At 68.4% G+C, this 20,055-nt stretch carries 20 protein-coding genes; 8 read left to right on the forward strand and 12 right to left on the reverse strand.

Annotation, left to right across the window (positions count from 1 at the left end; all coding sequences use genetic code 11):
* Window positions 1-104 precede the first annotated feature (104 nt).
* The 3 genes from ACWEFB_RS37595 (at window position 105) to ACWEFB_RS37605 (ending at window position 2,931) form a co-directional block, all read left to right on the forward strand.
* Entirely contained in the window at window positions 105-1,049 is a 945-nt protein-coding gene (locus ACWEFB_RS37595; protein ID WP_452293002.1) for an RNA polymerase sigma-70 factor, read from the forward strand.
* Between the two features lie 92 nt (window positions 1,050-1,141).
* Entirely contained in the window at window positions 1,142-2,341 is a 1,200-nt protein-coding gene (locus tag ACWEFB_RS37600) for an NAD(P)/FAD-dependent oxidoreductase (RefSeq protein WP_452293003.1), read from the forward strand.
* A 38-nt stretch (window positions 2,342-2,379) separates the two neighbouring features.
* On the forward strand, window positions 2,380-2,931 hold the full coding sequence (locus ACWEFB_RS37605) for a helix-turn-helix domain-containing protein (RefSeq protein ID WP_452293004.1): 552 nt from the start codon (window positions 2,380-2,382) through the stop codon (window positions 2,929-2,931).
* A gap of 329 nt (window positions 2,932-3,260) precedes the next feature.
* Here the strand turns inward: ACWEFB_RS37605 and ACWEFB_RS37610 are convergent, their stop codons facing one another.
* Complete coding sequence (locus tag ACWEFB_RS37610; RefSeq protein WP_452293005.1) at window positions 3,261-3,704, reverse strand: DUF4240 domain-containing protein; 444 nt, start codon at window positions 3,702-3,704, stop codon at window positions 3,261-3,263.
* A gap of 257 nt (window positions 3,705-3,961) precedes the next feature.
* Here ACWEFB_RS37610 and ACWEFB_RS37615 point away from each other — a divergent pair, with 257 nt between their 5' ends.
* On the forward strand, window positions 3,962-4,117 hold the full coding sequence (locus ACWEFB_RS37615) for a hypothetical protein (RefSeq protein WP_452293006.1): 156 nt from the start codon (window positions 3,962-3,964) through the stop codon (window positions 4,115-4,117).
* A 13-nt stretch (window positions 4,118-4,130) separates the two neighbouring features.
* Here ACWEFB_RS37615 and ACWEFB_RS37620 read toward each other — a convergent pair whose 3' ends face one another.
* Window positions 4,131-5,060 carry a hypothetical protein gene (locus tag ACWEFB_RS37620; RefSeq protein ID WP_452293007.1) on the reverse strand — a complete coding sequence of 310 codons (930 nt, stop codon included), beginning with the start codon at window positions 5,058-5,060 and terminating at the stop codon, window positions 4,131-4,133.
* Window positions 5,061-6,163: 1,103 nt separating this feature from the next.
* Between ACWEFB_RS37620 and ACWEFB_RS37625 the strand changes: the two genes are divergently transcribed.
* Together ACWEFB_RS37625 and ACWEFB_RS37630 are read left to right on the forward strand one after the other, a co-directional pair.
* Entirely contained in the window at window positions 6,164-7,414 is a 1,251-nt protein-coding gene (locus ACWEFB_RS37625; RefSeq protein WP_452293008.1) for a S1 family peptidase, read from the forward strand.
* 158 nt (window positions 7,415-7,572) lie between these two features.
* Window positions 7,573-8,166 carry a hypothetical protein gene (locus ACWEFB_RS37630; protein ID WP_452293009.1) on the forward strand — a complete coding sequence of 198 codons (594 nt, stop codon included), beginning with the start codon at window positions 7,573-7,575 and terminating at the stop codon, window positions 8,164-8,166.
* 333 nt (window positions 8,167-8,499) lie between these two features.
* On the opposite strand, the gene ACWEFB_RS37635 is transcribed toward ACWEFB_RS37630, so the two are convergent.
* Complete coding sequence (locus ACWEFB_RS37635) at window positions 8,500-8,904, reverse strand: hypothetical protein (RefSeq protein ID WP_452293010.1); 405 nt, start codon at window positions 8,902-8,904, stop codon at window positions 8,500-8,502.
* A gap of 297 nt (window positions 8,905-9,201) precedes the next feature.
* Entirely contained in the window at window positions 9,202-9,993 is a 792-nt protein-coding gene (locus ACWEFB_RS37640) for an SDR family oxidoreductase (RefSeq protein WP_452293011.1), read from the reverse strand.
* 82 nt (window positions 9,994-10,075) lie between these two features.
* On the opposite strand from ACWEFB_RS37640, the gene ACWEFB_RS37645 reads away from it, so the two are divergent.
* Window positions 10,076-10,612 (forward strand): RrF2 family transcriptional regulator, encoded by a 537-nt coding sequence (locus tag ACWEFB_RS37645; RefSeq protein ID WP_452293012.1) that lies wholly within the window; start codon window positions 10,076-10,078, stop codon window positions 10,610-10,612.
* A gap of 274 nt (window positions 10,613-10,886) precedes the next feature.
* On the opposite strand, the gene ACWEFB_RS37650 is transcribed toward ACWEFB_RS37645, so the two are convergent.
* The 8 genes from ACWEFB_RS37650 to ACWEFB_RS37685 all read right to left on the reverse strand — a co-directional run bounded on the left by ACWEFB_RS37650 (window position 10,887) and on the right by ACWEFB_RS37685 (window position 19,591).
* Complete coding sequence (locus ACWEFB_RS37650; protein WP_452293013.1) at window positions 10,887-11,837, reverse strand: NADP-dependent oxidoreductase; 951 nt, start codon at window positions 11,835-11,837, stop codon at window positions 10,887-10,889.
* A 232-nt stretch (window positions 11,838-12,069) separates the two neighbouring features.
* Complete coding sequence (locus tag ACWEFB_RS37655; protein ID WP_452293014.1) at window positions 12,070-12,975, reverse strand: aminoglycoside phosphotransferase family protein; 906 nt, start codon at window positions 12,973-12,975, stop codon at window positions 12,070-12,072.
* Between the two features lie 59 nt (window positions 12,976-13,034).
* A complete protein-coding gene (locus tag ACWEFB_RS37660; protein WP_452293015.1) occupies window positions 13,035-13,379 on the reverse strand; it encodes a hypothetical protein in 345 nt (114 codons plus the stop codon).
* Window positions 13,380-13,468: 89 nt separating this feature from the next.
* Window positions 13,469-13,831 (reverse strand): cyclic-phosphate processing receiver domain-containing protein, encoded by a 363-nt coding sequence (locus ACWEFB_RS37665; RefSeq protein ID WP_452293016.1) that lies wholly within the window; start codon window positions 13,829-13,831, stop codon window positions 13,469-13,471.
* A 361-nt stretch (window positions 13,832-14,192) separates the two neighbouring features.
* The gene (locus tag ACWEFB_RS37670; RefSeq protein ID WP_452293017.1) at window positions 14,193-14,951 is read right to left on the reverse strand and encodes a helix-turn-helix domain-containing protein; all 759 of its coding nucleotides are present in this window, start codon (window positions 14,949-14,951) and stop codon (window positions 14,193-14,195) included.
* A gap of 126 nt (window positions 14,952-15,077) precedes the next feature.
* Window positions 15,078-15,914, reverse strand: a complete 837-nt coding sequence (locus ACWEFB_RS37675; protein WP_452293018.1) for an alpha/beta fold hydrolase — start codon at window positions 15,912-15,914, stop codon at window positions 15,078-15,080.
* Window positions 15,915-16,457: 543 nt separating this feature from the next.
* Window positions 16,458-17,024 carry a response regulator transcription factor gene (locus ACWEFB_RS37680; RefSeq protein ID WP_452293019.1) on the reverse strand — a complete coding sequence of 189 codons (567 nt, stop codon included), beginning with the start codon at window positions 17,022-17,024 and terminating at the stop codon, window positions 16,458-16,460.
* Between the two features lie 53 nt (window positions 17,025-17,077).
* Window positions 17,078-19,591, reverse strand: coding sequence for an ATP-binding protein (locus tag ACWEFB_RS37685; protein ID WP_452293020.1), 2,514 nt, complete (start codon window positions 19,589-19,591; stop codon window positions 17,078-17,080).
* Between the two features lie 120 nt (window positions 19,592-19,711).
* Here ACWEFB_RS37685 and ACWEFB_RS37690 point away from each other — a divergent pair, with 120 nt between their 5' ends.
* The gene (locus tag ACWEFB_RS37690; RefSeq protein WP_452293021.1) at window positions 19,712-19,957 is read left to right on the forward strand and encodes a hypothetical protein; all 246 of its coding nucleotides are present in this window, start codon (window positions 19,712-19,714) and stop codon (window positions 19,955-19,957) included.
* The last annotated feature ends 98 nt before the right edge of the window (window positions 19,958-20,055 follow it).

A 20,055-nucleotide genomic window follows, 5' to 3' on the forward strand; every position in this document is an offset into this window, starting at 1 on the left:
CGCCGCGATCTGGCACAACCGGACCACCGGCCAGCCCGTGACCAGGTCACTCATCGCCTACGACCACTAACTCAGTTAGGACTTACTCGTCTAGGATCGGGGCCATGCCCCTGACCGCGGACGGCGTCGACCGGTTCGTGGCTGCCCGGCGCCGTCTGGAGGCCATCGCGTACCGCCTGCTCGGCTCCGCCGCCGAGGCCGAGGACGCCGTGCAGGAGACGTTCCTGCGCTGGCAGGCCGCCGACGTCGACCGCATCGAGGTCCCGGACGCCTGGCTGACCAAGGTGCTCACCAACCTGTGCCTCAACCAGCTCACCTCCGCGCGGGCGCGGCGCGAGACGTACGTGGGCCAATGGCTTCCCGAGCCGCTGCTCGCCGGGGACCCGATGCTCGGCCCGGCCGACACCGCCGAGCAGCGCGAGTCGGTCTCGTACGCGGTCCTCGCCCTCATGGAGCGCCTGTCCCCCAACGAGCGGGCGGTGTACGTGCTGCGGGCGGCCTTCGACTACCCGCATCGGGAGATCGCCGAGATCCTCGACATCACCGAGGCCGCCTGCCAGCAGATCTTCCATCGCGCGAAGAAGCACGTCGCGGAGGGTAAGACCCGGACCGAGGTCGACGAGGTCGCCGCCCGGCGGATCGTCCAGGAGTTCATGTCCGCCGCAACCGGTGGCCAGATCGAACCGCTCGTGCGGCTGCTCACCGCGGACGCGATCTCGATCGGCGACGGTGGCGGAAAGGTCCCGGCCCGCGCCAAGGCGTTCGAGGGCGCCCGCGCGGTCGCGAGGTTCCTGTGGGGGCTGTTCAAGCCCTCCGCGGCCAAGCGTGCCGTGCTCGGCGGCGCGCCCGAGGTCTACGCCTGGACCGCCAACGGCGACCCCGCCATCGTGGCCGTCGTGGACGACCGGGTCGTCGGCGTCATCTGCCTGGAGGTCACCGCCGAGGGCATCGCCGCCGTCCAGAGCCAGGTCAACCCCGACAAGCTGGCGCGCGCGACCGAGCGGTTCGCGACCTCCGACCACGGGGAACCGCTGTTCAAGGCGTTCTGACCTCGTGTGAGGTGCTTCACATCCCGTTCCTGTCAGCAAACGGCGGGCCATCCGGTTCAAGTGGCGAACCCGCGTCAGACAGGAGCACCGACATGCTGCACCGCATCATCGTCCTCGGCGCCGGATACGCCGGAGCCATCGCCGCCGGCCGCCTCGCCAAGCGGCTCCGTCGCGAGGACGTCGCCATCACCGTCGTCAACGCCGAGCCCGACTTCGTCGAGCGCGTCCGCATGCACCAGCTCGCGACCGGCCAGGACCTCAAGCCACGGCCGCTCGCTGAGATGTTCGCGGGCACCGGCGTCGAACTGAGGGTCGCGAGGGTCACCGGCGTCGACGTCGATCGCCGGACCGTCGCCGTCGTCGACGCGAACGGTGCCGGAGAACTCGCGTACGACACGCTCGTCTACGCCCTCGGCAGCGGTTGGAACCCCCGGGGCGTACCCGGAACGGTCGAGCACGCGTACGAGATCGCCGGCCGGACCGGCGCGCTCCGGCTGCGCGAGCGCCTGGCCAACCTCGACGCCGGGCAGACCGTGGTTGTCGTCGGCGGCGGCCTGACCGGCCTGGAGGCGGCGACCGAGATCGCCGAGGCCCGCCCGGACCTCGACGTCGCCCTCGCCGCCCGCGGCGGCCTCGGCGACTGGCTCTCCCCCAGGGGCCGCGAGCACCTGCGGAAGGTCTTCGGCAAGCTCGGGATCACCGGGTACGAGCACGCCGCCGTCACCGCCGTCGAAGCCGACCGCGTCGTCACGGCCGACCGCAGGGCCATCCCGGCCGCGATCACCGTGTGGACCACCGGCTTCGCCGTCCACCCGATCGCGCAGCGGACCTCGCTGGAGGTCACCGACACGGGTCAGATCGTGGTCGATCCGACCATGCGATCGGTCTCGCACCCGGACGTCTACGCCATCGGAGACGCGGCCCACGCGATCGGAGCGGGGAACAAGCCGCTGCGGATGTCGTGCGCCTCGGGCACACCGATGGCCTGGCAGGCCGCCGACTCGATCGCGGCGCGGCTGACCGGTGGAAAGCTACCGAACGCGCCACTGCGTTACTTCAACCAGTGCATCTCTCTGGGTCGTCGGGAGGGCGTGATCCAGTACGTCAGCGCCGACGATCGCGCCGTGTCGGCTGCCCTGACCGGACGCCTCGCTGCCATCTACAAGGAGCTGGTCTGCAAGGGTGCTGCCTGGGGCGTCGCCAACCCGATGCTCGGGCTGCCGACGCGGGCCCGCCCGGTCCGACGGGAGCCGGTCGCGGCGGGTTCGGACAACAGGTCGGCCACCGCCTGATCGACGATTAACGGCGAGGAGCATCGCAAGCTTCTTCGATGAGCATCGAGTTTTCCGGGGTACTGCAGGGCCGCATGGAGAACCGCGGTCTGTCGGTCAAGGCCGTCTGCTACGCAACCGGGCGAGCCCGGTTGACAATCACGCCGCTGCTCGCCGGCGAGATGGCCCCGAACATCGGCATCCTCCGGGATCTCTCCCTTGTGCTGCAAATCCCGCTGGCGGATCTTCTCGTCCTTGCCGGCATGCCCGAGGAGCGGCACTCCGGTGAGCCGGCACCGCTCCCGGTGGCCGATGACATCGGCCGACACGGGAAGCCCGGCCCGGTCGCCGGCAGCGTCGACCTCAACTCACTCAAGCTGCCCGGCAACTCCCGCAGCGGCGATGTCTCCTACGGAACCAGCTGGACCTCGACGAACGTCACCGCGGTGGTCGGTATCCCCGACATCAGCGGGGACCGGATCCCGGATCTCTGGGCCCGCAACGGTCCGGACGGGACCATTCGCGTCTACCACCCGTCCGCCACCAACACCAACGCGTTCGTGAAGGTCATCATCGCCGAGAACTGGAGCACCTTCAAAGCCTTCGGCTGAACCCCCCGACACCACGGCGGCGGGCCCGGACAGTATCTGTCCGGGCCCGCCGCCGTCAGGACGATCGACCGCCGGGGACGCGCCAGTCGTGGATCAACCGCCCGGGGTACGCAGAATGCGGGCAGTTGCTCTCGGTCGACGTCGTCCAGGTCGACGAGGAGCCGTTCCGCCTCGCTCTGCCGGGCGGCCCGGGTTTGGCGGCACCGAAGCGGCCGCCCTCCCTGGAGAGGACGGCCGCCGAGAACCTGACCGGAGTCAGCTACCTCCGACCGCTCATCCCGGTGAACCACATCGACCGGGCGCCCGCGGGGCAGCGAACCTGCTACCGACTACCACCATTCGTCGTTCGACCCGGTCTCATAGTCGTACTCCTCGACATGGTCCCAGTCCTCGCCGGCGAGCACCTTGTACGCGTTGGACGGGACATCGAGAATTGACTCGGCGTGGGCGGCGTCGGCACTGACGAACGGGCGGAATGCCGATTCGTCGGCAAGAACAGCCGCAAACGCCACGGAACCCGCCACGACCACCGCGCACCTGGCGTACAGGAAACCGTCGTCCGATAACCGCTCCGCCGACTCCTGGCTTTCCAGGAGATAGCGTCGATCAAGCTCGTACAGCTTGTACGCGAGGGTCTCCGCGAAATCCACGATCCGCTCGACGGGGCCACGAGCCAGTTCTGTCGTGAGCTCCCTGTAGGGCCGATCATCCTGGAGCTCCGGGCGCCCACCAAGGGAGCCCACCAGTCCCCAGAACTCAACGTCATCCATCATCTACCCGAGCCCCTAGACTCCCGCACTCCGTCACGAGCATTGATTCAGTGCCAACTCTTGTTACCCGGTGGGCGCTTGCCGAAGATCCTGAAGAATCCCCTGATCAGTCTTGTCTCGATCGCCTTGGCCCGCCGCTTGCCGGGAATTCCGTTCCGGAGAATCGGCCAACAGCGACCAGTTCAACTTCTGAGCCATCCGTCTCCCGGCGCCGTCCACCTCCCGGGTCCGGCGCCGGGAGACCCCCTGGGAGAACCGACATGACTGAACCCACCTCGGCCACCCGAGCGCGTGTCATCCGGACGCTGTGCGAGCAGCGGATCGAAACACCGTCCTGGGCGTACGGCAACTCCGCCACCCGGTTCGAGGTCTTCCTCCGGCAGGCACCATCGTTGGTTGAGACGCCATGGCGCTGATGTCACGAACGATTCACCCGACCGCTGCTCCCGGAATGGGTCTCCGCGCGTCTCGGAAATCCGATGCGTACGCGTTCGCGGGGAGGTGGGGCCGCAGCACGTCGAATACCCGCTCCGCCTCAGCCTGCCGATAGTCGGCGAACCTCTCGGTCGCCTGCAACCAGTAGCCCCCGCGTGGCAGCCGCTCCACGTTCCAGAAGGCCCCCGACCCGGTGAGCCCGTCACGGCCGCCCAGGGCGAGTCCCATCTCCTCGGGCACCACCGTCACCCAGGAGTAGCCGCGCAACATCCGCTCTGGATCGGGGAACGTGAGCGCCGGATCGGCGCGCAGGACGTATTCCATCGCGGTCAGCGGGCTGGTGTAGCTGTAGGAAATCTCGCCGAACGCCGGCGAAGTGCTGGCCACGACCGCCTTCAGGAAGGCCGGCATGACCGCCTCCCGTTCCGGCGCGGCCAGCACTGAATCCGCCCGTAGGAGCAGGGTCAGGATGGAGTATCTCCCGCCGGGACCGAACGATGGCCGAAGCATGATCTCGAAATAGTGGGATGCCTCGTAGATCCGAGGCACCTCACCGGCCCTCCCGTCGGCCGTCAGGGTGCCGGCCACGAACAAGGCGCTGGGCAGCTTGGCCATGGCGGCCAGGAGTTCTGCCCAGCTCTCGTCGCTGAACCCCATCTCGCGGCTGATTTCCTGCCCCAGAAATCCGTACGAGAAGGCCATCCCCGCCTCCACCCCGAACGGGGACAGCGCACGCGCCACCCCGGTATCGCCCGAGGCCTGTGCCACGGCCGCCTCGCGCAGTTCTCCACCGAACTGCCGCCATCCGAGATCGAACCACGAACGCGCCGCCTGCACGGCTCCCGCTCGATCAGAGAACGGATCGATGACCAACTGCAGCTGCACGACGTCCGGCAGGAACAGCCTCCCGTTGACGTACGACACTCTTCACCTCCCGAAGCAGATGGAGCCAGGCTAGGCGACAAGATCGAACAGGGACCTGCTGGCCTCGGCCGACCCAACGACAGCGCCACAGACGACACTCGCCAGACGCAGGCCGCCCCCGACAGCGCCGACCACTATGCCCCCGACTCCCGTCAGGGGTCAGAACCGGTTTTTCGAGCGGTACAGGATCGACTTGTCGACAATCCCTCACCGGTACGCTGCATCAGGTCGCGGCATGACCCGGTGTCCACATCCCAGGGGGAACCTCAGTGCGACCTTGACGCAGTTTAGGGGAAACAGTGGGTACGGCCGGCCGGATAATCACTGCCTCCCGCAATAGTGCGATCATCAGCGCCCGCACACCCCAGCCCAACGAGCCCGGCTATACGCGCATCATCTCAAACAGAGCGGGACACGTCACATCGCTTACTCAGCTCTACGGTTAATCTGCCAGAAACAGAGCGAAAGCACCGGCAGCAGCGATACCCGACGGAATCAACTCCGTTCCCACCAGCGGACGAGGCTGCTGACCAGCGACGGACAGAAGCCGGCCCAGGTCACGACAGCGAAGCGCCCACAGCTTGCCTCGGACGGCGCAACCGAAGACCACTATCCCCAGCTCAGAACCGTTCTGGCCGACCCGTGAGCAACCCGGGACCCGATCTCCGCATTTCGCTGCTCCGTCCACCCGAGACACCAAGAAAGGATGATCCTTCTCGGCTGTCGCATTCCTGACGAGCGCCATCACCCGCACCGAGATCCAACTCGCGACGAAACGGTCGCAATACTCCGCCCATCAGGCCATAAGCCCCGACTAATCGTTCGGGACGAGCCCGACAACCAGGCCGACGGAACCCGAGTACGGGTCGCGTCAACCAGCCAGACGGCAGTAGCACCTTCGGACCATCGCACCAAACCGTACGTGAGTCGGGAGTTTCGTCCGACAGCAGTCAAGCCATGACAGGACAGTTCAGAATTCGCTTGGCAATACACATCATGAATTCACTGTCAGCAATGCGTCGCTTCGATTGGCATCAATAACCGCCGTGCAATTCTGTCATCGGCCAGGTGTGCAGCCTGGCGGGATCCGATGAGGAGGGTTCATGACCACCAGGGCATTCCGGCTGCCGGCGCTCGTCACGGCGGCGGTCCTGATCGCCAGCGCGGTATTCACCGCGCCCGTTCAGGCGAACACGGTGACGGCGAAGCCGGCGACCGCGTCGGCAACGGACGACAAGGCTGTTGCCTCGGCGATCGCCGCGTACCGCACGGCCTACCCCCAGATGTCCGAGTCCGCCGCCCGGGCGGCGTTCGACCAGCAACTGACCCGCAAGAACCTGCAGCTGCAGGTCTCCGCCAACGCCGCGTACGGTGGTTCCTGGTTCGACGCGCCGTCCGGCGTGATGCACCTGTCGCTGACCAGTCCGGCCGCCGCGTCCGAGGCGCTGAAAACGGCGCAGAAGCTCGGCATCCGCGCCGAGGCGCACGTGGTGAAGCGTTCCTGGGCGGACCTGGAGCGGCTGGCCACGTCCCTGCAGAACAACAGCGTGGCCAAGGCCAGCAACGGCGTGGTCGGCATCGACGTCAAGAGCAACACTGTGACGCTGGCCGTGTCGGGCCAGAATGTCAGCGCGGTCAGGGCGCAGGGCGTGCCGGCCGGCGTCACCGTCGTCACCGGCTCGAACCTCGAGCGTGAGCTGGACGCCGGCTGCACCTCCCGGCTGGACTGTGACTGGACCATCCGGGCCGGCGCCATCCTGAAGTACAACGGCAGCCCGGTCTGCTCGGTCGGCTTCACCGCGCGTACCTCGGCCGGGCAGCGCTACTCCTACACCGCCGGCCACTGCAACAGCGGCGGCGGCACCTGGAGCACCGGTGCCCAGGCGATCGGCCCGATGACCGGCGCGATCGTGTCCGGCGGGCTCGACGCGGGCATCATCCGCAACGACAACCCCTGGTTCCAGTACGACGCCGGTGGCGAGATCTACATCGAGTCGGGCAGCCGCACCATGGCGCTGAACTACGTGGCTCCGACGATGGGTTACCTCCTGGTCGGCGAGACCGTCTGCCTCGCCGCGAACTACACCTCGCCGAACGGCCCGAACCGCTGCGGCATCATCGGCAGCACCAACGACGGCGGCATGGTCCGGGTCGACGGGCTCGACGCCTGCGGTGGCGACAGCGGCGGCGGCTGGTACTGGCTGGGCTCGGCCACCTACCGGGTGGCGTACGGCATCCACAGCCAGAGCCACTACGGCTGCAACGGCGACCAGGGCGGCAGCCAGTCCTGGTTCAGCCCGATCCCGCAGATCACCCCGCTGTGGGGTCTGGCCATCGAGACCCGCGCCTCCTGATTACCTGACACCGCCTGATCGACGTACGACAATGACAGGGTCCGTCGGCCTGGCCGGCGGACCCTGTCACCACGCCCGGTCGGTGGCTGGGCCGGCTCCGGCGACCGACAAATCCGTCGCCGCGGCGAAACCAGCGGACCAGAGGGGTCAGAGGCATCATGGGGATTACCGGCATCCGTCTCGTCACCGGGCTGCTCACCGTCAGCCTGCTGGCCGCAGCCTGCGCCTCCACCGAGCGGGCGGCCCCGGGCAGCAGCCCGGTCGACCCGAGCGCCGGCGCCAGCCCGCCCCTCCAGCCTCCGGAGCAGACCATGCCGCCGCCGAGCGTCAGCCGGCCGCCGTCGAACCCACCGGGCGATCCGAACGCGTACCCCCTGCCGCGCCCGACCCAACTGACCCCCGCCGCCGGCCTGCCCCCGCTGGCTGAGACGCAGATCGAATCCGCGGTCTCCGCCGCGTCGCAGGACGCCACGGTCGCCGCCGCCCTCGGTCAGGGTGAGGTGGCGCAGGTCCAGGTCCAGGCCACCACGGTCGGGGTACCGGGTGAAAAGACCGTAATCACCGTCGCCTTCCTGTTCCGGCAACCGATCGAGTCGGAAGCGCCGATCTGGTCGAGGCTCTGCGACATCGCCGGACAGACCGCCCAGTGGCGCGGCGTCGCCGCCCGGGTCGACCCCGCTGCGCAGATCCAGAGCAGCCCGATCTGGATGACCGGCGCCAACTGCGTCGGCGCCCAACCGAAACTCGGCTGACCCGCCGCTGAGGCATAACCCCGGCTACGCCCCGGTGCCGCTCGTCCCGGGCCACCCGGCCGCCGCCACCCGCCCTCTTTCCCGGGTACGCGCACCACCTGCACGCCGGCCACCCGCTGCTCCCTCTCCAGACTCGCCGTCACCATGAGCCCGAAGCCGCGAGGAACCACGCCAGCAGTGGCGGTTGACGTCTCAGCACACGGCGACTTGACGTAACCCGGTCGGGTGCGGGCCCGCCGCGAACCGGTCGCGCAACGGCATGACCGGCCCCTGCCGGTTCATGCCGGACCCTGGGTGGTGCGGGCTTGACTTGCCGCTCCGAGGCCGCCGAGCTCACGGGTGGGGGCGTGGGCGGCGCCCGGTTCCACCGTAGAGATGCACGCGATGGTCGGCATCGCGGTCCGGCTGGCCGCGTACGAAGCGGTCGTGGGTCACCTGGCCGTAGCTGACGTGCACCAGCCAATCCTCGTAGTACCAGCTCGGGTTGCAACTGCAGCCGGTGAACCGGAAGTTGGCTCGGTAGCGGCCGATCTGCCCCGGAGTCAGCGCGAACAGGCGGGTTGACGCGTACGGGCGCGGATAGGCCGCCGAACCGGGTAACCGGTCGACGGTCACCGTCGCCTCGTCACGACTCAGCCAAAGACCGATGTCGCGGGCCTGCTTGGCGCCGCCGGCCAGCACCTCGTCATGACGTTCGTAGTCGACCGCATCGTCAACCAGGACCTCGTGGATCACCACCTCGGACTCCGGCAGTGACCGAGGCAGGGCCACTGCCCGGTCGAGGCCACGACGGGCATTCGCGGCCGGGGCACCGCGTGCCGCAGCCGTCCACCGCACACGCACCCGCTGGATGACAATCACACCCCAGCTTCACCCGGCCCGCGTCCAGTACGCCAGTCAGTAATCGCCTGCGACACGTCGATACCACCGAAAGATGACACTGGTTGTGCAACATGACGTGGTTGACGGTCTGCAGCGTGACTCCAGGCGTACCCGACAACGCCGTTTGTTCGGCCTGGTCCGGCTCGGAGTTCGCTACGCTGGCCGGAGTTCGGCGATGCTGTGGCCGTCGGATGTGAGGTCTGCTCGCTGTCCGACGAGCCATTCGTCGAAGGTTGTCGGCGCGATGCGAGCCCCCTCGCCGGGCAACAGCACGGTGCCGGCCATCGCCGGGCCGAAGACGGCCGACCACGTCGGCACGAGCCTCACCACATGGCCGCGCGTTGCGTTGGTGCGTCGTGCCATGTCGACGAGGTCCTGTGGCTCCGGGCCGGCGACGTCGGCGTAGCGGCCTTGCGGCCCGCCCGGGGCGATCTCGGCGAGAATGTCGGCGACGTCCTGCGGCGCGATCGGCTGCACGAGCAGCGGCGCGATCGTCGCGACGCCGTCGCGCTCCGTCCAACTCGCGACCATCGCGGCGAAGTCGTGGAACTGCGTGGCCGGGACGATCGTCCAGGGCAGCGGACCGGCGGCCACGAGGCGTTCCTGCTCGCGCTTGCCAGCGTAGTGTGCGGTGCCCTCGACGCGATCGATCCCGACGATCGAGAGCAGAACGTGGTGTCGGACGCCGGCCCGCTCCCCGGCTGCGAGCAGGTTCCGGGTGGTGGTGCCGAAGTACGCCACCGTCTCCGCGTGGCCGGTCGCCGGCCCGTTGGTGACATCGATGACCGCGTCGACGCCGGCGAGGGCGTGGTCGAGCCCGTCACCGGTTGACAGGTCCACCCCCAGCGAACGGCTGATGCGCACGACGTCCTGTCCGTCCCGTTCGAGGGCGGCGACGGTGAGGGCGCCGATGTTCCCGGTCGCCCCGGCGACTGCGATTCGCATGATGATCTTTCCTCTCGTTCACTTGCGGGCCGACACTATCTCGGACTTCGCAGATCCACAATATCTGCGATAGGCTGAGGCGGTGAAGCTGCCCGTGAGCACCGAATGGCTGTTGCACTGCGCCGCGACGCTGGCGCAGCTCGATCCGGGAGCCACCGCGTCGGCGGCGCAGCTCGCGCAGTACTACGACCTCCCAGCGGCGTACCTGGCCAAGCAGCTACAAGGGCTCGTCAAGGCCGGCGTGCTGGTCGCGACGACAGGTCCGCGCGGCGGGTTCCGGCTCGCGCAACCGGCGTCCGAGATCACGCTGCTCCGGATCGTGGAGGCGGTCGACGGCACCTCCCCGCCGTATGAGTGCCGCGAGATCCGCCAACAAGGACTGGGAGCACTTCCTCCCGACGAGTGCCGGAACACCTGCGTCCTCGCCCAGAAGATGGCCGAGGCGCACGACGCGTGGCGGCGCAGCCTCGCCGACGTTTCACTCGCCGACATCATCGCCGCGCTGCCCCCGACAGCACCGGCCCGCACCCGATCCCGCCTCGCGTCGACGGGTTCCACGCCGTCGCACCGATCGACGGAATCCCGTGCCGCCGACCCGCCGCCTCGGCCAGGTCGATGAGCGTCCACACGCCCCATGGAGATCGGCGGGCGCCTGCACTACCGCATCCGTGACCGGAAACGGTGACACGAGTTCCCCAACCTCCTGAAGACCCCGCGTCGCCGCCGGGGTACTCCGCCCTCAACGGCATCGATCACCGCAGCCACGCCAAGCAGGAAACCGTGATCGGCGATTACGTCAGACAGCGCGACCGCCGAGCCCGACCCAAGTCCGGATTCGCTGTCAACTCCGAGATCCGTCACCTGGATTATTAGTCAACGCTGTAGGACCAGCACTAGTCAGCGACGTGGATGACGATCTTGCCGTGGCGTTTGGCCGTCTCGAGCGCCTCGTAACCCAAGCGCGTCTCACTGAGGGGCAGCACGCGGTCCAGTACTGGCCTCAACCGGCCGTCATCGACGAACTCGGCGATGGAACGTAACGCATTCTGGTTGGGCTCGACGATGAAGTACACCCCACGAACGCCGTACCGGGCTGCTTCCTGCTGGTCGGGTGGGGTGACGAGGGTGACCAGGACACCGCCCGGTCTCAGGACCGACCAGGAACGCGACTGCGTGGCCCCTCCGACAAGATCAACGACCACGTCCACGTCGCGAACGTGGTCCTCGAAGCGGTCTTGCGCGTAGTCGATGACCTGCTCGGCACCCAATCCCTTGACGAATCCCAGGTCGCCCGCTGCCGCCGTGGCGCTCACACGAGCACCGAGACCGGCCGCGAGCTGCACCACGAAGATCCCCACACCGCCGGCACCGCCCTGCACCAGCACGTGCTGCCCGGCCTGCAGGTCGGCGTGATCCACCAGGGCCTGCCACGCACTCAACGCAGCCAATGGGAGCGCTGCGGCGTGGTCGTGGTCAACGGTGGCGGGTTTGGGCGCCAGGACGGCTGCGGGTAGGACGACATACTCGGCCGCCGCGCCATCGCGGACGAAAGGGATCAAGCCATAGACCGCCTCCCCCTCAACGGGGCTTTCCACCCCCGCCCCGGACTCCGCGACGACTCCGGAGAACTCGTGCGACGGAATGATCGGCGTGCGCTCCGGTCCTGTCCCGTCCGAGCTGTGCGTCCAGGTTGCCGGCCAGGTGAGCTCGTGGGGTGTCATAGAGGCGGCCTTCACGGCCACCAACACCTCACCGGGCCCCGGCTTCGGCCGCGGCGCCTCCTCGTACACAAGTTGCTCCGGCCCGCCCCTGGTGTGAGCTCTCACGGCGTGCATCGTGCTCATTCGACGACTGCTCCTTCCGACGCACCCGATCGGCCAGCCCGCTGCCTCTGGGGATGAACCACAGGCCAACCCCTGCATTATCTGACGGTTCGGCGGCCGCCTGCCGGACTTCCGTAACCCTCGCGTCGCGTACGCCACGAGCTGTCGGGGAGGTCCTTCGGTCCGGACGGTTCCGGCGGCCGAGGCGGTTTTGGTCCCGGCCGCCGGGGAGCACCCATCGGTCTGTACCGACTCAGAGGCCCTTCATGACACGATCAAGTGCCGACCGGCCCACGGGCCCCCAGTTCGGCTTGCCGCCGGGCAGGCCGCGGTCCCCGTTCTGACCCATCAGCATCAGGAACAGGCTCTTCATGGCTGCCAGCCCGCGCGCCCTTCGGACCATCGCCTCGTCCGCCTGGGCGTAGCTGTCAAAAAACCGCGAGGCGCCCCCCTCGGGCAGCAGCAGCCAGGCGGCCCCGAGGTCCCACGCCGGATCGCCGGCGAAGAGCGCGCCGAAGTCGACGATGCCCGCCAGTGTGCCGTCGGCGATGACGACGTTCGCGGGATGCAGGTCGCCGTGCACCCATACCCGTGGTCCCGGCCACTCGGGGGTCGCCACCGCGTCGTCCCACACGGCCCGGATGTCGTCCTCGGCGAAGCCGAAGCCGACGAGGTCCACGGCCCCCAGGAAGTGCTCGAACCCGTCCCCGGAGTCCTTGGGGTGGGTGCCGAAGTCCGAGGCGCCCGGCGCATCGGCGGGCGCCTCCACATGCAGCGCCTTGAGGAAGGCCACCAACATGTCGGCCGCGTGGTCGCGGCGGGCGATCGTGCCGTGGTCCAGGGGCGTGCCCTCGACCCATGTCATGACCGTCCACATCTTGGGGAAGCGCTCGGACGGCGTACCGCTCCGCACCGGAGTCGGGATCGGAAGCGGCAGACGTGAGGCCAGCAGTGGCAGCCAGCGGCGCTCCTTGAGTTGCGGATCGGGGCTTGTGTCCATCCGCTGCATCCGAACGGCCAAGTCGTCCCCGAGGCGCCACATCTGGTTTCCCCAGCCGCCCGCCACCTCATGGAGGGGCAACTCGGCCAGGTCCGGATGCTGCTCCCGCAGCAATTGGCGGACCAGATCTTCGCTGACCTCAACCTCGCACTCAGTCACAGAAAGTCACGGTACTTGAGCTTCATGACCTGACCGGCGCGGCGGGGCACCGGGGCGCCTCAGCCCGGATCCTCGCAGCGAACACCGGCGCTTGCTATCTCCCCACTGCGAACGAGTTCTCGGATAGCTGCGGTCATGGCCAGCACGCCCGGTTCCGGCACGATCAGCTGGTCAACGGCCCAGAAGTAACTGCCGTCCGCGACTTCACCGGTCTCCTTCCATCTCGCGAGCAGGCGGCGGACCTCATCGACGGTGAAGATCGTCAGCGCCCAACTCGGCCCGTCAGGAAGGTCGACGAAGGCATCCACGTTGGCCACGGACTCCTCGGTCGTGTCGGGACCGAGAAGGAACCGTGCCACGAATGTTGGTTCCGTGATGGTCACGTACGGATCGGTGGCGCCCATAAACGCTCATCATGCCGTGCGGCCACGAGCAGATCGGGTTCTGCCGCCGCCCGAGTGTGTCAACCGGCGGCGCGTTGGAGCCGGTCAATTCACCCAGGGCCGTCGAGATAGCCGACGTCCGTGGAGCCCGACGCGACGCGGACGTGATACCCCCAGTGCCGTAGGACCTGGGCGATCTTCGCGGCGCCGGCCGGGTTGGCGGAGTGGATGTTGATGACGCCAACGTCAAAGGGACGCCTGTCGAAGGCAGCCCTCTCCAGGACCTCCACGACCGGCCAGATCGTGTCATCCCCGCCCAGGTCATGGTCCAGCCACAGCTCGTCCAGACGCCGGTCCCGATACCGATCGAGAAGTTCAACTCCAGCGGCGCTCGTGCGGGCCACCTCGGCGCTACGGCCATCCACGAACGAGCGGAGGTCATCAACCAGGACGATCGTTCGACGGGTATCCACGCAACCATGATGCGTGGCACCGTAATCATCCGACGCCCGGATCCTGCCGCCGACCGTGCGTCGACGCCCGAGGACCCATCATCCTCCGTGCCCCATCAGCGCGCCCGGCCGCGCCGTGGCTCAACAGAGCCGTGCTCACCGATTCTTCAAGTCAGGCTGCCCGCCCTTGAGCCTCTCCGCGCCACACGGTGATCGGCGGGACGCATCCCAAATGAGAGCCACACCAACTCGCGGTGGGCAGCCGATGAGAGTGTGGTTTGCGGTCACTATTGCAGCGGCTGGCCGCAGACGAACTGCCCTGACACGACGGGTTTCTCGATCTGGACGGCCAGTGGGAGCCTGATCGTGGCAGGCAGGCTGTTCAACGTAGGTCGTCGCCACCCGTCACAGGGCTCCGGGCTGGCGATGAAGCCGGCCACGCGACGTCGTCAATGGCGAGCCATGGCGCGAGGGCCACGGCCGCGGGCGTAAGCCCGGCGAACGCCTTGACCTCGCGGTGGAGGTGGGACTGGTCGACGTAGCCGCTCTCGGTGGCGACGCTGGCGGCGGCGTGACCCGCCGCGAGAAGGTGGGCGGCGTGGTCGAACCGCACCAGTCGGGCGGCGCGTTTGAGCGTGATGCCGAACTGGGACCGGAAGCGGGACCACAGGCGCTTGCGGCTCCAGCCGACCTCGGCCGACAGTCCGTCGACCCGCACCCGCCCCCGACTGGTGAGCGTCCGCCGCCAGGCGTAGGCGACCTCGGAATCGACCGGCGGGTGGGCGCCCAGCCGTCGGCCGAGGATTTCCTTCGCGATCGTGAACCGTTCGTCCCACGACGCGGCGGCACGCAGCCTGGCCTCGGCTCGTCCGGCGTCGCGGCCCCAGACATCATCGAGAGATATCACCGTCCCGCTGAGTTCGGTTGATGCGCCGAGCACCGCAGCGGCCGCGACCGGCTCCAGCCGGATCTGAAGGCACTCTCCGACCCCCCGGCCAGTTGCCCGAAGATCGCCGGGGAGGAGCCCGATGACGACACTGCCGCGCTCGTGCCGGCCATGGGTGTCGTAGACGAGGCCTTCTCCCTCGCTCAGGTCGACGAGCAGGGTGACGAACGGGTGCGCGACCATGGCGATGTCCACGAGTGCGGGGACACGTTGGCGGAACCCGGCCATGCTGATCCCCGGCAGCCGACCTGGCGGGCGCGGGACTGCGACGTCCACCCGCGCCCAGTCCGGCGGTATCCCGGTCGACAGCACATGACCAGCCTAGGCCTCGGGGAGCACCGGCGGGGTCTCAGCGACTGTTGCCGTGAAGCCCAGCAGCAGTTCGCTGGTCCTCTCGGGGGCTTCGAACATGGGTATGTGCCCGACGCCGGGCAGCAACTCGACCCGCGCGTTCGGCACCGCGTCGTACTGGTGCACCGACGACGGCTCCCAGCGGCGGTCGGCGGTACCGAAGATCACCAGCATTGGGACTTCGATGGCGGCGAGACGTTCGGGCACGCTCCGCTGGGCGATGTACGCGGTGTTGCGGCGCAGCACCGTCCTGAACGTGCGGTACGTGGTGCCCCGTACATCGGCGACCAGGTCGTCCGGGATATTCACGGCGCGAGCGCACGTCGCGCTTATCCCCCTGCGGATCATCGCTTCCGAACGCCTCGGCCACAGGAGCGGGCCGAGAGGCGGGGCCAACAGGAACCGAAGAAGCAACGGCTGCGGGAGGAGCGCCTCGGGACTCGGGCCGCTGCTGATCAGCGCGAGCGACCTCACCAGGTTCGGGCGCTGTTCGGCGAGCGCGGTGGCGATGTAACCGCCGCTGGAGTGCCCGACCGTGGTGACAGAATGAAGGCCGAGGTCGTCGAGCATCGCTGCCACCCGGCCCGCCTGGACGGGCACCTCGTATGACAGCGCGGGCGGGGACTGGCCGCAGCCCGGGAGGTCGACCCGGATGACGTGATGGTGGTCGGCCAGTGCCGTTACCACCGGGCTCCAGGAGGCGCCCGAGAACCCCGATCCGTGGATGAGCAGCAGCGCCGGTGCCTGCCGCGGGCCGTCGTGGACCACACGCATCCCATGCAGATGCTCAACGTCGTAGTCACTCATGCAGGGGATGATGCATGGGCTGCCGGCTGTCAGTCTTGGACAAATGTCGGTGTCACGGACAGCAGGGCATCCAGGCCGGCAGCCACCGTTCGGGACGTCGCCGTGTCAGGGTGAGCGGCCGGTTCGGGGCGCGATCGAGTCGATGGGCTGGCGATGCCATGTATCCATGGATCGGTGCCCGTCAAATCGTCGGGCGGGGGTCCGGCTGATCGAGGCCCAGGACGTGTACCCGGCGAAAGCGAGCGTGTCCTGTAACCGCCTCTCAGCTCGGCACGTCCCCGCAGGCGGGCATGAGCGAGACGGTGGAGTACCGCGAGGGCATGCGGATTGGCCCGCACCAGGTCGTCGTGCTCGTCGTACCGGTGCGGAGTTCATACGAGCCGGGTTTCCAGTTCGGCCCATGCCCTGGCATGGGCGGGTGTGCGAGCCGATCGAGCAGCACACCGACGCGGACACCCGAGTCGCTCCGCACACCCCACGCTGAGCGCCAATCGATCACCGCAGGATTGGCTTGACGTGGTCAGGGCAGTTGCGATGTCCGAATCAGGCTGAGCCCGGTTGCGATGAGGGCAAACCGGAGTTTGGTCCCGGACGACCATGCCCAGACTTCGCGGCCAACGGTGCGCTGTCCGATCGTGGCGCGGCAGGTGCGTCTCGTCTCGCCAGTTCTCGGCGTGAGGTGATGCCGAGTTTGCGAAAGATCTTGCGTAGGTGATAGTCCACCGTGCTCGGGCTGATGAACAGTTGTGCCGCCACCTCGCGGTTGGACGCGCCGTTCGAGACCCGGCGGGCGATGTCGCGCTCCTGGCTGGTCAGGCAGCAGCTCTGGGCGAAGCGGTTGGTCGTGTCGGGGTGGGGCAGGGTGGTGCGCAGTTCGCGGCGGGATGCGACGCCCAGCTTGTGGAAGACTCCGCGTAGGTGATGTTTGACGGTATGGGTGCTGATGACCAGGTGCGTCGCGACCTCGACGTTGGTGGAGCCGGCCGCCACCAGCAGGGCGATCTGTTCCTGTCGTGGGGTCAGGACCGCACGGGGAAGGACTCGGGCAGGCTCGGATACGGCGCAGTGCATGGTGCTCCTCGGGCGCGGGTTCGGGGTCTCGACGACCATCCGATCGCACCGCGGTGCACGACGAGTGCAGACTGAGTGCTTGCCCTATCCGCTTACGACGCGCCGCTCATCAAGCTGAGCCGGGCCCGGACATACGCGACCATGTCGCGGTATCCCTCGGCCTCCCCGATGCCGGAGACCTCAATGAGTTCCCGGAAGCCGTTGTCGGCGATCAGGTTCTCGAACTGCTGGCAGCCCCGTTCCGCGCGAACCTGGTCGCCCAGGTCGAATGCGGCCCGCGCGAGGATCGCCGCGATGGCGCACCGGGGACCGTTCGACTCACAGACGCCTTCCGTCAATCCCCACTCCGACACCTTCACCGCTCGTTCGAGCCGGCCGAGTTTCCAGGAGGACTCCGCGATGAGCTGTGCGTAGTAGATCTTCAGGTGATCGAGGTGCTTCGCCACCGCAATGGCCAGTCCTTCGTCCGCGACCCGTGTGCCGGCCTCAAACCGATCGGACCCCAGGCGCGCGCTCGTGAGTGTCAGCAGCGAAACGGCGAGCAGTTCCTGGCTTCCCGTCTGCCGGGCAAGGCTCGCCGAGCGTTCGCCATACGCGTTGGCGGCGTCGTGGTCGCCACGCGACAGCGAGAGCACGGCGAGGTTTCGCAGGACGTCGGCTTGTCCGGCGAGTTCTCCGGCGCCCTCGAAGATGGACAAGGCTCGGCGTAGATATTCGTCGGCCTGTGGCAGCGGGGCGAAGGCCTCACCGACGGTGCGAAGAAGTTCGGCCTCCATCAGCGGCTCACCGAGCGCGCTGACCAGATCGAGGATCGCGAGTACGGTCTGTGTCCGGCCCGCCGGTATGGAGTTGCTGCCCGGTGCTGAGGCGGCGAGGACCATAGCCGCCGCGTATCGCCCCAGGCCATGTGCGAGGGCCAAATCGATCGTCGCCCACAGCGCGGGCCGTTCCCGTGCGTACCACGCGGCTGCCTGTGGCACGCTGTCGAACGATTCAGGAGTCACATCCGACGGCGGTTCGTTGACGGTGCCGACTGGCATCCGGTGGTGCCTCGCGTACGCGGCGCGGGCAGAGTGCAGGTAATGCATGATGAGACGCCGCTCACACTCCGGCCGTTCTTTATCCTCGTCGAGAAGCTCACCCGCGTAGGCCCGCAGCAGGTCGTGCAGAACGTACCGCCCGGACTGCGACTCGTTGAGCAAATTCGCGGTCATCAACTCCGTGAGTAGTTCGCGCGCCTGTATGCGACCGACTCCGGCGACGCTGGCCACCGACTCCAGCGAGATCCCTGGACCCGGATGGGCGGCGAGGGCACGAAACACCTGCGCCGTTGATGGATCGAGGGCATGGTACGACCACGAGAACACCGACCGGACATCGTCGGACGAGTCCGCGCTGGACAACGCGTCGAGTCTGGCGGATGGCGCCGAGACGTCGGTGACGACCGCGCTCAGTGGCAGGGCCGGATTGAGGGCCACGCGGGCCGCGACGATCGCCAGCGCGAGCGGCAGCCCGGCACAGAGCGTGATGACCTTGTCCAACGCGTCCGGGTCGATGGTGGCGCGGCGGGTGCCGAGGCGGTTGATCAGAAGCTGTCTGGACTCGGCCCCGGTCAGCCGATCGACCTGCAGGTAACGTGCGCCCTCCCGGGTGACCAGGCTCGTCATCCGGTTGCGGCTCGTCACGATGACCAGACAGCCTCGGGAGGCGGGCAGCAGCGGGCGGACCTGGTCGGAGTCGCGTGCGTTGTCCAGGAGAATCAGGACGCGACGACCGGAAAGGCGACTGCGGTAACGAGCCGCCTGCGCGTCGACGTTCTCCTGCGGTGACGAGACCGCCGGCTCGCCCAGTGACGCGAGCAATGTGGCGAGGGCGTCCTCCGATGACATGACGCGTCCGTCCGGATCCAGGCCCCTCAGGTTCAGGTACAACTGGCCATCGGGAAACTTGTCCGCGATCTGGTGGGACCAGTGCACGGCGAGAGCGGTCTTGCCGATGCCACCCATGCCGCCGAGCGCGGTGATCACGATGGTCGCATCGCCGAATGCGTCGGACAGTTGGTCGTCGAGTACGGCGGCCACGTCGTTTCGTCGGACGAAGCCCGCGACCGGCGGCGGTAGCTGCGCGGGCCGGGGAGCGTCCGGCGGGCGCGGCTCGTCCTGCGGGCTCCAGCCGCTGGCGAGCAGTTCCCGATACGCCTCCCGTAGTTCCGGACCCGGGTCCACCCCCAGTTCCTCGGCGAGACGTTGACGGGTCCGCTCGAAGACCCGCACCCCTTCCGCCCGGTGACCGGTGGCCACGTACGCGCGCATCAGGCACGCCTGTAGCGCCTCGTCCAGCGGCGCCGCGGCGGCCACGCTCAGGAGTGGGGTCAACACGGTGCCTGCCATGTCGTGGGCGATCGCGGCTTCGCTGGCCGCGAGCGCCACCGCAGCGCGCTCCCGTTCGATGGCGACGAACTCCGGCGCACTCAACGCACTGGTCGGAAGGTCGGTGAACGCCGGGCTGCGGCCGAGCTCCAGAGCGGTCAGGTACGCCCGTACGCCGGCCACGACGTCCCCGCCGGCGAGCGCCTCGCGGGCGCGCCGGACCAACTCGCGGTACATGGCAAGATCGGAGTCCTCGGTCGCGAGGGCCAGCCGGTAGCCCGTACCGGCCGGTAGGAGGTACCGACCGGTTTCGCGGACGTCCAGGTCCGGCTCGAAAATCCGCCGGAGGTGCCCGACGTGCCGGTGGATCTGGTTGGCCGCGCTGGGCGGCGGTTGTTCGTCCCACACGCCGTCGATGATGTTGTCGAGGCTGACCGCGTCACCCCCGGCGGCGAGGAGCTTGGCCAGGATGATCCGCTGGCGAACCGGACCAAGATTGACCTCCGAGCCGTCCCGCCGGGCGCCAAGACCGCCGAAGACCTTGAACTCGCAGTGGGACCGCGGCGTGTCCGGGAGCCTGCGGTCGGGCGTACTCACGATTGACATCCTAGCCTCGGTCTTTCATGAGTGATTGATCTTGGTTGGTGGTGTGCCGTTAGTGGTCTTTCTGCTGGTGGGCATGGTGGTGACCCGGCGTGTGG

The organism is Micromonospora sp. NPDC004704 (assembly GCF_053601675.1).

Excerpts from the sequence above, each read along its gene's own strand:
- ACWEFB_RS37595 (WP_452293002.1), top strand. The coding sequence starts at position 105 with ATGCCCCTGACCGCGGACGGCGTCGACCGGTTCGTGGCTGCCCGGCGC.
- ACWEFB_RS37600 (WP_452293003.1), top strand. The coding sequence starts at position 1,142 with ATGCTGCACCGCATCATCGTCCTCGGCGCCGGATACGCCGGAGCCATC.
- ACWEFB_RS37650 (WP_452293013.1), bottom strand. The coding sequence starts at position 11,837 with ATGAGCACGATGCACGCCGTGAGAGCTCACACCAGGGGCGGGCCGGAG.
- ACWEFB_RS37605 (WP_452293004.1), top strand. The coding sequence starts at position 2,380 with ATGAGCATCGAGTTTTCCGGGGTACTGCAGGGCCGCATGGAGAACCGC.
- ACWEFB_RS37675 (WP_452293018.1), bottom strand. The coding sequence starts at position 15,914 with ATGAGTGACTACGACGTTGAGCATCTGCATGGGATGCGTGTGGTCCAC.
- ACWEFB_RS37680 (WP_452293019.1), bottom strand. The coding sequence starts at position 17,024 with ATGGTCGTCGAGACCCCGAACCCGCGCCCGAGGAGCACCATGCACTGC.
- ACWEFB_RS37625 (WP_452293008.1), top strand. The coding sequence starts at position 6,164 with ATGACCACCAGGGCATTCCGGCTGCCGGCGCTCGTCACGGCGGCGGTC.
- ACWEFB_RS37640 (WP_452293011.1), bottom strand. The coding sequence starts at position 9,993 with ATGCGAATCGCAGTCGCCGGGGCGACCGGGAACATCGGCGCCCTCACC.
- ACWEFB_RS37615 (WP_452293006.1), top strand. The coding sequence starts at position 3,962 with ATGACTGAACCCACCTCGGCCACCCGAGCGCGTGTCATCCGGACGCTG.
- ACWEFB_RS37660 (WP_452293015.1), bottom strand. The coding sequence starts at position 13,379 with ATGGGCGCCACCGATCCGTACGTGACCATCACGGAACCAACATTCGTG.
- ACWEFB_RS37630 (WP_452293009.1), top strand. The coding sequence starts at position 7,573 with ATGGGGATTACCGGCATCCGTCTCGTCACCGGGCTGCTCACCGTCAGC.
- ACWEFB_RS37610 (WP_452293005.1), bottom strand. The coding sequence starts at position 3,704 with ATGATGGATGACGTTGAGTTCTGGGGACTGGTGGGCTCCCTTGGTGGG.
- ACWEFB_RS37685 (WP_452293020.1), bottom strand. The coding sequence starts at position 19,591 with ATGTACCGCGAGTTGGTCCGGCGCGCCCGCGAGGCGCTCGCCGGCGGG.